We start from the raw sequence: 14,458 nt of genomic DNA, 5'->3' as shown, positions 1-14,458 counted from the left end.
ATCAATACCAACGAATAATACCGTTTTTATAGGTAAAGATCCGATCATTCGTCCCTTTCACCTTTACTCTGTAAATTGTCCCTTCAGGTATATTTTCAAAAGTCATAAAATTATAGTCACCTTTTAAACTACCACCTTTAACCCATTGGTTGTTCCAATACCATAATTCTATGTCTATATCTTTAGGTAAATAATTTTTTGTATAAGGGATATATGAAATTTTACTGATTGACCTGGGGCTACCCAAATCAAACCAAAGTATATTTTTCCCATCTTCCGGGTTGTTAAATCTACCTCTGAAACCTGTAGCAGACCGGCTGTCGGTAACCATGTCCAGTTTCTCTCCATCGCTAAGCGGTGTGATGTCGGCTGAAACTTTTACACCTTGAATCGGTTTATCCTCTTTATTCTGTTCGTAAAAAGATATTTCACTGAGTGCCAGTGAGTCTTTTGGGGATATTAATTGTATATATCTATATTTTTGAGGAACAGGAAGAGTGATTTCATTATCCCATGTATCCATGCTGTCTGTCATCATATATAAGGTGTCAGTGGTTAATGTGTTCAAATCATTGCATCCTGTGAGATAAGCCCCGACCAGCGTCTCTTTCGCTTCGGCAATCTCTTCAGGGTACAGATAAGCGGTATAGTTTCGTACGGTAACCGGCATTTTTTCCTCTTTACATTCCATTTTTTCGCAATTGCCGTCTTGATTTAAAATAAAGGCCGGTGCAGCAGGTGTCAAAACACCATTCTGATAGAACATAGGCAGGTAAACGACATCTCTGCCCATCTCTTTGAATGTCACTTTTTTATTCCATGCTATTTTTCCCCATTGCACGGGTTTCCATTCTTTCGCACCGAAAACACATAGATAGCAATAGCGTGTATTTTCGGGTATAGGCTCGGTAATAGTTATTTTTACATCCGTTGTTTGGAAATATTGTGAAGAAACATCCTTCATAAACGGATTTTTGAATAAAGAAGGAATGTCTTCTCTGGCGACTGATTTATCTCCTAGTGGGCCGGAAAAATAATGTTCGAAAGTATGCCGGTACACTTTAGGTAGTCTGAATTTTCCCCATTTCAAGTCAAAACACTCATTATTATAAATCTTTTTGTATTTCCACCGGTCATCGTCCCAGAAAGGTTCGAACGGGTATGTTTTTCCTCCAACAATCAAGCTGTTCCAGCTATGTCCACCGGCACGGTTACCCCATTCCGGAACGAAGTCGATAGCAACTCCCATACCGAGAGCGGACATCATCAGGCAATTATACCAGGCTTTATCGTCGCAGGAGCCTCGTTTTATTTGTTCGAAAGTGGCAGCATTGCAGATAGGCATAGATGCGGCGGCCCAATTATTATGCATAAGGTCGCTATATATTTGATGTAAAGAGTCAGTCATTACTCTGAAATCTTTATTAATATCGTTGAATATATGAGCATGTCTTTTGTAAAAGGTATCCCGGCTCTTGTCCAGACAGATTCCTTCAGCAAAGCGATAGGGAAGGATATATTTGCAGAAATCTTCGAAAGAATCGTTCTGTGTATACACATTCTCTTTCCAAGCTTTGAAAGAACGGCCTATTTCTTTGATAAGCCAGTCTGCTTTGATGGTTTGGATATCCGTTTTCTTATTAAATAAAGACGGATGAATTTTTGTTTTCTCATTTCTCCAAAGAGAGTCGATTTCTTTTTGCCATTCGGATGAACGCTCCCAATTATATTGTTCTGATATATCTACGTACTTCAAATAAAAAGGTTGTAGTTTTTCTATATTTGATTGGTTAACGCCTGAATGACCGGTCATATTCATTATTAGAAAACGGGCAGCAGCGAGTTTTTCCGGATTATCATTGTAATAAGCCAACACCTTTTCCAATTCACTTCGGTTATCTCCTGCCAGCATGAGTACCTGTTTAAGTTGTTTATCAGGTAGGGCATGACATGCTGTCAATGAGATGATGATTATTGTACTGTAGAATAAAAAAAATGTTTGCTTTATCATATTCTTTTATTTAATAGAAACTAAAACTAAAACTAAAACCGGATTTGATTTCTTACTCCATTGCTTGTATTGGATGTTACTTATTACTATTTGTCCACGATTTCTATATCAGTTTGTTCTGCCTGTATATTTGAACATATGCTCTATCATAATTATTGAGAAACGGTGAATGAGTTGTGAACGGGTTTATAAAAAAATAGAACGGGATTATCTTCCTCTTTCACTTTCATCAGATTTTTAGGGAAAAGATCCGGAGCTATTTCTCTCTTTTCAATGATAGTGAATGGTTCTACCAATGAGAAAAAAGTATCATTATGAACACCAGATATAGGGTAGTAGACCAATAAATCTTTTGTTGGTATATTTGAAACTCTATTCCCTCCATAGATCAATTTATTGTTTTGCAGATTATAAAATACAGTATAGTATCTACCATTTTTGGTAAACCAGAAATATAGGATATTACTGCATTCAAAAATATTTGAAATACCCCATGAATAATTGGATTCGATTAACTTATGTGGTGAAATACCTTCTTCTATTATTTTTAGAGGTAATGAATCCGGTAAATTTATTTTGTATAAGGGGGTTAGACCTTCCGGTATAATTTCAAAAACTATATTGCTAAAACGCGGATTGTAAAGGATCCTGTTTTGTTCATAAAAAAAAGGATGTCCGTCTCCGTAATTGAAATTGTAATCAGAAACCTTGTCATGAGGGAAGAATGATTTATTCATTTTGGAACCAGTCTTAGTATAGAGTAATGAATAATGTAATTCCTTCTTATCCGGATAGTTCATGTGGTCATGATTATCGAAAAAGATGCCATTGTTAGCAAAAGCAATTTGTTTTGGTATGATATCATATATAGTAGTACTTGATATATATTCACCAGACAATAAATCGTATTTTGTCAATCTCCTTTTTCCACCGTCATAAGCAATTAGCTGTTTAGATGTTCTGTCTATTGTGAAATCTATTATTTCTCCATATTCTTCCGGACCTTCTCCCCGATTGTTTATTTTCCACTTAATGGAACCATCTTTCTTGTTAAAACATACGATTTTAGGCATATTGTCTAAAATATAGATTAAACTGTCTTCAATGATAATACGTTCTACTATTCCTAGTGGCTCATCATTTGATAGAATTGTATATGACTCTGTGTGTAACAGGTTATCGACATGTCTAAAAGCAGAATCAGTTAGTTTGATATTAATGTTTTGAATATTAATATTATCAATTGGTAAGTCTTCTTTATCGATGGATCTTGTTTTTGAATTGCTACAAGAATATAAGAAGAAAGTCACTATTACAAAGAATAATAAGTGTTTCATAATACAGAAAGTCTTTTTAGATTGTTAGAGAGAAAGGAATAAGTTATTTGTTTAATGACCTATTCCTTAATTATATTCTACCTAATTATAGAAAGGTTCACCGCATGGTACAGGGGTGCAAGTACAAGAAGAACATGAAGGGGTACAAACCCTTTCTACACTTGATGTAAATGTCCCATCGGGAAATGTTTTCTTACATCTTTTTGTTTCGGGAGATTTCCCTTTTTCTTCAGTACTTGATTCGTTTGATTGAGCTAACGCTTCTATGTTGGCTAGAATCAAATTTGATAGTAGAGCCTTTTTTTTACTCTGGTTAAAGTTCCAGCAGCCTACAAACGTTATAACTGTAATAAGTACAGCCCCGAAGATCTTTTTTTTCATGATTTTATTATTTTATTAAGTGGTGAATCTGTTAATTATATATTTTTCATATTCTCTAAATTTATTTGTTTGCAATGTCGCAACAAGTCCGGTAAAGTGGGTACGACATAGAAAAACAATATTAACATTGTGCCCGTTCATCAAAGCTCGTGCCAGGATGCATTCGTAGTAGTTTATTATGTGAACGAGAGTTTCCTGACACAACCCCGGTGTCTTTGTAGAGTTGTTCGTTGTCTACTGTACCAGCAGAGTTTAGAACTAATATCCGATCGTTCGGATCTTCTATCAGTGTGTTAGGAGTTAACCAGCCTTGGAGTTTGTTGCTCATGGTATTATAATTTTATTTTGTATTTAATAATGCAAGGATTATCATCCTCTTTTATTGTATGAAGAATGTTTTTATTTGTAATTAGATCATTGTCTGTAAATTGATCGATATCAGAAGGATAAATAATAGCATAGGCGGTCTCTCCTTCTATCGAAAAGAAGGAGGGCAAATTGGGACTTATATTTTTATCTTTTTTGAAAGTTTTATTGTTGTTTGTTTCTATATTATAAATGTTAATAAATAATTCTTGTTGTTTTATATATGTTGATATAATATACTTTTCATTACACAGTCTGTCTATAGCAGAGTATTTAGGGGAGTCTCTGAGTATGAACTCAGATCTTTCTTCTACAGAATTAAATTGACTTAGATCTGTTTTGTCTATGCTATTATTTCCTCCTTCAATGTAATAGTAGGGTGTTAAATCCATTTCATTTTCATTGTAAATGAAGAGATGGTTATTAATTTCAGGCGGTGTGAAATATAATATATTTCTTGATAAATTGAAAGGAGAACTAATAGCCGTTGACTCTGCTATTAATCCTATATATGGTGTTTTTTTTATAGTTTTGTTTTTACTTAAATCATAAATAGTAAAAACTCCTTTTTCTGCATTGTCAAAAAGAATATATTGATTTTTATTCAGTGCAAATAATTTTCTGAATCTATCTTTTGTTTCTGCTTTAATTTTATTCTTTGAAATAAAATTAAAATTTATATCGTAAGTAGATATATATCCGAAAGGGTCAAGTATATCAAATGTGTTATTATAATAATTGTATACTACATCTTGTAATATATAATATTCTTGTGGACCTTGACCTATTTGTTTTGAAGAGTTCGATATTGCTTCTCCTTTCATATTGAATAGATGTATTATATAATTGTCATCAATGACTACATAATATTTATTTGGTATATAAAAGGCTTTTTTTGTATTGAAAAAATTACCGATAAGTGATGAATCGTTTGTTTCTAAAGGGCAAATTTCTATGGAATTGAAAATCTCTTTAAAATTAGGATTACTGATATTTTCTAAATTAACAGATATTGATTTCTCATTTGTATCTCCTTTTTTTACTATATTGTTGCATGAACAAATAAGTAAACAAAGTACGCTTAACAATATGTTTGTTTTGTTCATCATTTAATTATTCTTGTGAAGGTTATTTTTTTGTTAAAAAAGGATTGGGCAAATAGTCATAATGCCCAATCCTTTTTATTTCATTATCGCTTGCATGGATCGTAACAATGATCACTCATACTTCCAGTGAAGTTACATGGATGTACCATTGTATATTCACCACAATTATAAAAACTATAGGGATCTGTTTTCCAACATGCTCCTTGTTTTTGTCCACAAATAATTTCAACGCCTTCATCGTGCGCTAAAGCTTCAATATTTGCTAGTGCTAAGTCTGATAGTACCATCTCGTTTTGACTTTGGCTGAAATTCCAGCCTGCCGTTAGAGCTGCTATAGCTATAAAGGCGATACCAATAATTTTTTTCATGGTATTTTCTTTTTTAGTTTATAAAATCAATATCTGTAGTTTTTATTATCTTTGTCCTCTCCTAGAGAATGCAAAAGACTAATAGCTAAGTTACCACGATACACCTCCTTTTTGGGGTCTCCGGGAGTTTGCTTATACATTCTTGTCGGGATGCAGCAAACTCCCTTTCGTCCGATCACCGAACATTCCCCTTTATCTTTACTTTGACAGGTTGATTGTTCATGCTGTTGTACTTGACCGTTATGACTTCATCGAAGAAACCTGTATCCTTCGGTGTCATCTTAATTCCTACTCGGAGAGATTCTCCGGGTTTCGCGGGTTGTTTGTCGTATGTAGCTGCCGTGCAACCGCAGGTAGTACTTACGTCCACTATTACAAGGGGATTATCCCCGGTATTTTTTACTTCGATGATTGTTTCTTTTATTTCCGATATCTCGAAGGTCCCGAAGTTGATCTCCGTCTCAATGGATTCGGCGGTTGTTCTTGGAATATTCTTGTTCGGATTGTCTTTTCCTGTTATCTGTTTCAGGTATAGCTCTTTCACCGCTATATTATGAACCGGATTCCCTAAGATAGCTACTTTGTTATCTTTATCAAGCAGGAATGTCTGAAATGTCATATCTGCTGGAAATTTATTCAGTTTATTCAGTCGATCATCCATATCGATGCATGTCGGACGATCGAACCCATCACGTTTTAACAGATAACGAATTTCCTTATAGTCTTTTGGATGGAAGAAAAAGAGAAATGGTATTTTACCTTGTGTCACAGAGTCTGTATATTCGATCAATTCTTTCCATTTATGTAGTTGCAACTTACAACTGGTGCAACCTATCGAATCGACATATACTAATACTTTATATTCGGACTGCGGAATCTGAAAATCAGTAGTATCTGTCAGATAGCAGGTAAAAATGAGATTGTCTGGAAATTTGATTTCTTTCCCCTGCCATTCATTTACCAATTGCGCAATATGCTTTTCTTTCTCTTTCTGTTCGTTTTTGCAGGAAAAGAAGATAGGTAATAGAATTAATATAAATAGGATCTGTTTCATTATAGTTTAAAAGTCAGTATCGGATTATTGCTTTCTACGCACGTTGCGATACAAGTGTTTGTTGTTTCATTTATATGGATGCCAAAAATATTTTTATCTAATGTATATTTTCGTAGAGGGATACCGTCTGTGTCAAAGACATATAGGTAATGTCCTCCTTTTGGCGGTGCTTCGCCACGTTGGTAAAATTCCTCCCTCTCTTTCCATGACATTCCATCGAAAACTGTATAAATGTATCGGTTGGTGACTTGAATATCCATAAAACCTTTTATTCCGGTAGGAAAACCTTCTCCTCCTTTTTCTTTGAATTTCGGTTCTCCGGCAGGTCCGTATACAACGCTGTGCGTATGTTTTTTCAGGTTGTATATTTCAAGGGTCTCTCCTAATTGAGTAGCCATTGCATATATTCCGTTTTGCGGATTGTAGTCTGTAAAACTACGCCAAGCTTGCGCTAAAGCCGGGTGTATATCTTGTTCATAATTGGTTTCGGTAGGTATTTTGCCTATATTTTTGATAGGTTTGCCACTATGACTGACTTTGTGATAACGATAATTTCCCAGATAGTCGGTTATCAAAAAGACTGAATCTGTTCGATAAAAGTCCAAAGAACGCACCAGATTCTTATCTAATGCGATTTCTTCTACGCGAGATACCGTTTTTTCGGTAATAGAAATTGCCCAACGTGTGATTTGCATCTTGTTTGCATCGAGTGCCCAGATGGAATCCGGGGAACAAAATTGAAACATTTCAGCAGAAAGCATCTCTTCCGGTCCTTCTCCCCGTTTGCCGAAAGGTGCTATAGGTTCCCAGTCGGGATAAGTGAAAGAATAAAAGTAGTGGCTATCATTATGTAAATCCATAATAACAGCGATACTATCCTTTACCGTTACCCGATAAGGATAACGGAAAAAGACAGAATCAATAGAAATCTCCTGCGTGGCTACTGTTCTCTCATCGGGAAAAGTTGTATAACGAGGGTATAAGGGGTCATGGGAGCCACCGCAGGAGATTAATGAACTAATACCTATAAGTGATATATATAGGAGATTTTTCATAGATTATTTTTATCTGAAGCCGCTGTATTTTACTTCAACTTTTTTTCCATGACATTCTACGTCACCCCAACCATAGCATTTGAAGTTTTCTTCAGGGTCTTCTTCTGTTAGGGCTAAAGCTTCGATATTTTTAAAAGCCAAATCATTTAATACGTTTTTTGGAGACTGTGTAGAGTAAAAATGAATACCTCCCAGTAGGCATAGGAAAATGATACCTGATTTAATAGTCTTTCTTTTCATGTTTATCTTATTTGTTAAATTAGTTTTAATATATTTGTCTCTTGAAACTACTTTAATAGCAACAAGATATGTGATGCAAAAGTAGATATAAAATTAACTTAGACAACGGTTTGATGAGAGGTAGAGGGTGCTTTGTTGGTAATTGTCTGAATTACAGCATGGGTGTCAGCGAATTGTCAGAAAACTTAGTCTATAGTCAAGAGTGAAGTGAGACGATTTTAGGTATGAGACAAAAGATTTGGGTGATATTAAGTTGTATGGGACTGACTTTTTTGTTCGGCTGGTGGCTGTGGAGTGCTTTCCATATACAGCAAAATAGGTTATGTTCGGAATCTTCGCTTGTGTTTGCAGATGCGTTGCAGAGAGAAAAAACGTTACAAATAGAGCGAGAATTTGGGAACTATAATCCCAAAAGTTCTCCTAATGAAATATCGGGTGCAGAGAAAAGCGAATGGTGTGATCAGGATTTTCTTTTTTATCGTGATTCCACCCGAACTTTATTGGATAGCCTGTTTAGAACTGCGCTTTTAGAATCTAATATAAAGGCAGAGACGGCTATTCGTTGTATGCGAAAAGGTCGTGTTATTAATACCTCTTCAGATAGTACTTTTTATAAAGAAGCGCTTCCTTTAAGATTATTAATCTATCGGATAGATGAAAATCCAGATAGGAATATTACGCTACAAGCTTATATAAAACTCCCTTTTGAAACAGTTTGGAGACACAGTTATTTAATGTGGATGATTTCAGGTTTGGGGCTTTTGTTGTTAGGTGCGATTATTGGCGGCTACTGTTTTTGGCATCGAAAGATGCACAAGATTACTGAGCAAGAATTGCAGTTACAACAGCAAGAGCAAGAACGGCTGGTATTAAATCAACAGCAGGAGCAACGGAGATTGGAACTGCAACGGCAACAAGAAAAGCTGCAACAACAGGAACAAGAATTGCTGGAAAAGGAAAAACGGTTACCAATTCCTGAGCCATTAATCCAGGATAAGACAATTAAGTGGGTGGAATTGTCTAAAGATTTGTTTTTTAATGAAGAACATGGTGACTTATGCTATAGGAATGACGTGAATATCTGTTTGACAGAGAATTCATTAAGACTATTTTGTTCTTTCATAAAAGTAGAACAACATAAATTGACTTATGAAAGTATATGCATAGATGTATTGTCTCGATCGATAAAAAATGGATTATCTAAAACGGATCGTGATGCTGTAGCTAATGCGATTCGGCATTTACGAATACATTTGAAACAAATTCCTGTCATTGAAATAGAACCACTCAGAGGTATAGGATATCAAATGATTATCCTGAATCCTTAAATTTATAAGGAGTTATTATGATCTGAGATAATATGGTTATTCTGGCTTAATGGACTGATAGATAGTATCTAATGATATCTTGTCCGTCATTCTTGTTTCTGGATATGGCCAATATGTATTTATCATTTTTATCTACAGCTATTGCCTGTAAATTGCGGTCTGCTTGCCATGTGTTAATATGTTTTCCATCCCATTGAAAAACAACTATTTTGGATTGATTGGTGAAATCAGATGAACCTTCATATAAACAATATACATATTTTGCCGTTCCACATATGTAAGTGAAACATTTGGATGTATTTCTAATATCTATCTTATTCGGATCTGAAGTGGTTATAGGGATGACTGGTGTTTCCCCGAATTTGACAGTTGTTTTCAATGTCCCGTCCAATCCGTAGAAAGATACATGGTTTGTAAATCGATAAGCGGAAACAATCGTGTTTTGACTTTCGTTCAGACAAATAGTATTTGTATATGAAAAAACGTCGTTGGGCATTTTTTTCTCAAGAGCAGGAGATGGGTCTACCCAATAATAACCGGAGTCCGGATTGAAAAAGTAGAATGGACATTTAGTATCTCTACTTATAGGTATACCGAAGGTCTCTTTTGTTGTAATATTAAAGTCACGACTAAACATGTTTCTTTGTTTTAATGGCTTTATTGTATTTATTTTCATATTGCTATTGTTGGCATCCAGTGTAATGGCTTTATAATATGTATTATTATCAACTAGATATGCTATATCTTCTGTTTCTGCGTGTATTTCTTTTGTAAATAAGGGCTTCCATAATTTATCTTTTTCAGAACTTCTACATGAACTTATAGAAGTCTGTAATATATTATCCTGTTCATATATCCTGAGAACAGTATCGTTTTTCTCATCGAGAAATAAGTAAAAGTTATCTGTTATTTTTAGATCGTACAGATAACAGTTGTCGTCTTTTGAGAATAGAACCTTACCTTCTGATAGCATATTGGATTTAGTGGAGATACTATAATCTTTGATTGTATTTTCATTTTGGCATGAACATACAATGAGTAGATATGAACAGAATAATAATATATTTTTCATGTTGAATATTTTTATTAGATACTGTGGTTCACTTGAATTTTAGTAAACAAAGGATAGGGTTGTCGTCTTCTTTGATGTTATCAATGATAGGTTGTAATTTAGGAATAGTACAATAACTATCTTTTAATGCATCAGGGAGCATTGTGAAGATGAAATAGTTGTTGTAGGTTCCTTTGAGTTGAAAAAGACCTGTTAATCCGGTTTGTCTTGTAAAGTCAGATTTTGAGTATTTAAAAGATTTTCCGGTATTCTTATTGTAAAATCCTAAATAGGAAGTCATTCCTCTGGCATAATATTCGACACAGATATAGTCGTCTGTTTCTTTTATATGTTGCCCGGAGATATAGTCTGTATTGGATATAGTTCCGTAGAAATTTTTTTCAGCCTCTGCTTTCAACCATTCAGGTGATGCAAACTTCTGTTGATCAAGTTCTAATTGATACGTAGGTATTAGCTTTTCGGAAGTTACTTCATATATTGTAGGTACATAAGGAATGTTCAAATAACATTTTTGATTGTATGTATAGAAAAGTTGTCCGGGAACCATGGGGGATTCAGGAAAGAAGTTTGTAGGATATAAAAGCTTTATGGTGTTTAACTTTGGGTCCGTTATTTTAGCATAATGTAAATCTCTTTTACCACTACTGTATCCACCATGAAATGCCCATGCTATATTTCCGTCCGGTAGCCAACAACAGTCGGAAAAATAGCCTGTTTTTTTGCTGTTTATAAATTTGTAATCTGTTAATTTGTAGTTGAATAGTTTGTCTATGTATGTATCTGTTAGTGTAATGATTTGTTGTTTTTTATCAATATGGAAGTTATTTAATGACATATATTCTCCCGGACCATTTCCTTTTTTACCTATTTGAGTAATGAATTTTCCGGATATATCAAAAACGAATAAATGGTTACCCTTTCTATCGATAGTGTATATCTTGTTATCCACAATGTCAATTGCTGAGATGTCTCCAAACAGGCAACTGTCTGTCGTTTCTAATGGTATAAATTTGCATGTTATTAAATCTTTGATATCGGAGTTTTCCTCTTCATTGAATATGAGTTTCTTCACATTGTCTATTTGTTCATTCTTTGAGCACGAATATAATAACATTATTAATAATGGCAGAATTAAGTATTTCATTGCAATTTTATGTTTCTTCATATTCGTCTATGTTTATTATTACAAACATAGAAATATTTTTTTAGTAAAACCTTAGGTTTTACCTTGATTTTATTGAGGTTGGCTTTTTCTTCATTTGGAATTGACTCTATTCGAAAGAATGCGGATGTCAATTTGAATGGTATGGAAATAATTATTGAACCGATAGAGTACAATAATGGATAATAGCCGCCTTAATGAATGTTTTTAATACGGAGATTCATTTGTTTGATCCCAAACACCTATTCATTCGATAGTTATCAAACGAAAGGAACTCAATTGTCAAAAGAAAAGAGCATATATGTGTTCTATTCGTTTGATATATATCAAACGCAAAAATGAATGAGTAAAAAAGTTCATTTCCACCCGTCGGGAATGGAATAATAACTTTTCAGTAATCCATTGTCTTTATTTGTGCATGAAATCACAAGGTTGAATAAAATACAAAACAGAAGTGCTTCTCTCATTGGATTCGAATTATATGTTCAATAGGATTGATAGGCTGTTTTAATATTAATAATTAAATCCGAACTGCCACAATGGGATTACATTCATGTAGCCTTGTTCTATATTGTCTTTTACTATAAAACCATTTTCTATGTCTTGCAGCTGCTTTTGTTTTTTATTCTTTCCTCCTATTTCAAAAGTGTAACTTGCTATTTGAAAGTCAGAAACAGCCGAGGTAATAACATCTTGTTCTACACGCATTTGATTCAGGAAGAATGTCTCTCTGATGTTCCCTGTTTCTGATGTTTCTTGTCCTAAACAATACATTAAGGTAGGGTTGTCTAAATAGACTTTATCCACTTTGCCAAGTCCTCTGATACCACCGGTGTCATCACGTAATTGTGAGATTAGTCCGGCTTCTTCGAGATAAAGAAAATAATCGGATAAATTGTTGCGACTTACTCCTAACATGGCTGCAATACTACTCATATTGGGTTTGAATGGTACGCTTCGGGCTATGATTGTGAGCAGTTGCTTTAATTTTCGTGCTGTAGACACGCTCATTTCAGAATATTGCGGAATATCGACTTCCAATGTTTTATTTATTATTTGTTGCAAACGTATATAGAACTGATCTTCCTGGGAGAATGGATAATAACCTTCTTCCAGATAGGATTGGAAATAGGCATAAGGACGGAATTTATCAGGAAGCTCTATGCGGTGTTGCATGATATCAACCAATGGATAGACTGGTATCTCTATATGATGAAACATATTCAGGTATTCACGAAACGAAAGTCCTTGCATGGAATAGACAATAGCCCGTCGGCTCAGGTCTGCTGAGCCCTTGTTAATGTCGAGAATGGAAGAACCTGTAAAAAATATTTTCAGATCAGCATGATAGTCATACATCAGTTTTAACTCACGGGCCCAATCTTTGTATTTATGAATCTCGTCAATAATAAGGTGAGTTCCTCCTCGCTTCACAAATTCATCTGCTAATTCTACCAAGTGGTGGGCTGAAAAATATAAGTCATCGGCATTGACGAATAATGTTGTATTCCTATTCAGCTTCTCCTTGGCATATTGCAACATCAATGTTGTTTTTCCTACGCCACGTGGTCCAACCAATCCTAACAGACGATTGTTCCAATTAATACGGTCGAACATATATCGATGGAATGTGGTAGGTATGGAACGCAACATTGCATCGAAACTCATTTGTAACTTATCCATGAATCTTTAGTTTATTTTTGCAAATATAATGAATTGCACTATGGAAAGTGCAATTGTGTGGAGAATTCGCACTTTTTGTAGTGCGAATACATTGGATTGAACGGATGTTGAGCTTCTGCAGCTCATATGCACTATAAAAAAACTCTGTATATTATAATTCTTACGTCAATGTCAAAATGTCACTACCCTACCGGCTAAATAGGATTAATATACCGGGTAAATAAAAATACCCTGGCGACTAATATTTTTTAACGTATCAGAATGGTTTTCATATAGCATTATTGCTGTCAATCGATCAAATCCAGATAACCGAATTGTATATCATCATCCATACACAGGATGAGCCGGTTGTTTTCAGAGTCATAGCAGAAACGGAATAATTTGTAACCGGTTTCCAGTGTTTTTAGATAATTACCTTTCAGGTCGAAGATCAAAAGTTTTGTGGGAAAATAAGCATCCGTCCGATGGTCGCCTCCGGAATAAGCAGCAACGATTTTATCTCCACAGAATTCTGCATCCCAATAACCGCTGATTTGTGACTTGTCACTGGTCCACTGTGGACCGTAGATATTACATTTTAGATTTCCATCGAGATCACAGATGGTCATCAGGTCATGGTAGGAATAGTATTCCACGTATCTATTATGTTTTGCAGATACAGTAACATTTGAACGTTTCGTTTTTATATCTAGATGTTCATAGGGCATTAATTTTATATCCCCGGTGATCATATTCCATTTTGCCACATAAGGTTTAAAGTCGTTTGTTCCTATTGGCTGTATTACCCGACCTATACATAATGTATCGTTTATGTATTTGTATTTGTCTGGGAACAAAGCTATTTCCATCTCCATTTTAACACTTGGTATGTAGTCCGGATTTTTTAGAACACTATCCAGATCGTAACTGAATATTTTTTGTTTACCATGATCTGTCACATAAAATTTGCGACGTGATTCATCGATGCCAACATGCCCGATATTGGATATTTCACCTGGCCCTTGTCCTTTATAAGCTGTACTGGCAAGATAACGGAAATTATTTTTATTAAACAGATGTATTTGCTGGTCAGGCGATGTATAATCGCATATGATCAGATATTGATCAATTAAATAAGATTGCGAATTTCGTCCGATGAGAACAGTTTCGATCTCAATCTCTTTTATTTTGTCATGGACATTTACTATGTTATCCCGGCTTTTCTGGTATTTTTCAGTATCAGAGCCTTGCGTGCAACCATAGGATATAATGATTAGTAAGAAGATATAAATTTTGTCTGTGTAGTTCATGGCTAT

General features: G+C 34.7%; 13 protein-coding genes. 1 reads left to right on the top strand and 12 read right to left on the bottom strand.

Features of this window, described 5'->3' with window-relative positions:
• Position 1: 1 nt before the first annotated feature.
• From DWX23_RS05945 to DWX23_RS05905, 8 genes are all read right to left on the bottom strand, one after another.
• Positions 2–2,011, bottom strand: coding sequence for a hypothetical protein (locus tag DWX23_RS05945; RefSeq protein WP_233587511.1), 2,010 nt, complete (start codon positions 2,009–2,011; stop codon positions 2–4).
• A 152-nt stretch (positions 2,012–2,163) separates the two neighbouring features.
• Positions 2,164–3,348 carry a 6-bladed beta-propeller gene (locus DWX23_RS05940; RefSeq protein ID WP_122373789.1) on the bottom strand — a complete coding sequence of 395 codons (1,185 nt, stop codon included), beginning with the start codon at positions 3,346–3,348 and terminating at the stop codon, positions 2,164–2,166.
• 81 nt (positions 3,349–3,429) lie between these two features.
• Entirely contained in the window at positions 3,430–3,729 is a 300-nt protein-coding gene (locus DWX23_RS05935; protein ID WP_122357357.1) for an NVEALA domain-containing protein, read from the bottom strand.
• 332 nt (positions 3,730–4,061) lie between these two features.
• Positions 4,062–5,204, bottom strand: a complete 1,143-nt coding sequence (locus tag DWX23_RS05925) for a 6-bladed beta-propeller (RefSeq protein WP_122373788.1) — start codon at positions 5,202–5,204, stop codon at positions 4,062–4,064.
• An 80-nt stretch (positions 5,205–5,284) separates the two neighbouring features.
• Positions 5,285–5,569, bottom strand: coding sequence for an NVEALA domain-containing protein (locus DWX23_RS05920; protein WP_122373787.1), 285 nt, complete (start codon positions 5,567–5,569; stop codon positions 5,285–5,287).
• A gap of 175 nt (positions 5,570–5,744) precedes the next feature.
• Positions 5,745–6,623 (bottom strand): DUF1573 domain-containing protein, encoded by an 879-nt coding sequence (locus DWX23_RS05915; protein WP_122373786.1) that lies wholly within the window; start codon positions 6,621–6,623, stop codon positions 5,745–5,747.
• Positions 6,623–7,678, bottom strand: coding sequence for a BF3164 family lipoprotein (locus tag DWX23_RS05910; RefSeq protein ID WP_122373785.1), 1,056 nt, complete (start codon positions 7,676–7,678; stop codon positions 6,623–6,625). The genes DWX23_RS05915 and DWX23_RS05910 overlap by 1 nt, the downstream gene beginning before the upstream one ends.
• Positions 7,679–7,687: 9 nt before the next feature.
• Positions 7,688–7,918, bottom strand: coding sequence for an NVEALA domain-containing protein (locus tag DWX23_RS05905; RefSeq protein ID WP_122373784.1), 231 nt, complete (start codon positions 7,916–7,918; stop codon positions 7,688–7,690).
• Between the two features lie 224 nt (positions 7,919–8,142).
• Between DWX23_RS05905 and DWX23_RS05900 the strand changes: the two genes are divergently transcribed.
• Positions 8,143–9,246: a hypothetical protein gene (locus tag DWX23_RS05900; RefSeq protein WP_147382525.1), complete on the top strand. Its 1,104-nt coding sequence runs from the start codon at positions 8,143–8,145 to the stop codon at positions 9,244–9,246.
• A 46-nt stretch (positions 9,247–9,292) separates the two neighbouring features.
• On the opposite strand, the gene DWX23_RS05895 is transcribed toward DWX23_RS05900, so the two are convergent.
• From DWX23_RS05895 to DWX23_RS05880, 4 genes are all read right to left on the bottom strand, one after another.
• Complete coding sequence (locus tag DWX23_RS05895) at positions 9,293–10,318, bottom strand: hypothetical protein (protein ID WP_147382524.1); 1,026 nt, start codon at positions 10,316–10,318, stop codon at positions 9,293–9,295.
• Positions 10,319–10,346: 28 nt separating this feature from the next.
• Positions 10,347–11,483 (bottom strand): 6-bladed beta-propeller, encoded by a 1,137-nt coding sequence (locus tag DWX23_RS05890; protein ID WP_122373781.1) that lies wholly within the window; start codon positions 11,481–11,483, stop codon positions 10,347–10,349.
• A 510-nt stretch (positions 11,484–11,993) separates the two neighbouring features.
• Positions 11,994–13,163: an ATP-binding protein gene (locus DWX23_RS05885; protein WP_122373780.1), complete on the bottom strand. Its 1,170-nt coding sequence runs from the start codon at positions 13,161–13,163 to the stop codon at positions 11,994–11,996.
• Positions 13,164–13,450: 287 nt separating this feature from the next.
• Positions 13,451–14,452 (bottom strand): 6-bladed beta-propeller, encoded by a 1,002-nt coding sequence (locus tag DWX23_RS05880; protein WP_122373779.1) that lies wholly within the window; start codon positions 14,450–14,452, stop codon positions 13,451–13,453.
• Positions 14,453–14,458 lie beyond the last annotated feature (6 nt).

This window comes from Parabacteroides sp. AF18-52 (genome assembly GCF_003479145.1).
GTDB lineage: Bacteria > Bacteroidota > Bacteroidia > Bacteroidales > Tannerellaceae > Parabacteroides > Parabacteroides faecis.
Note: the sequence above shows the minus strand (reverse complement) of the source record. Positions and strands in the feature narration are given on the sequence as shown.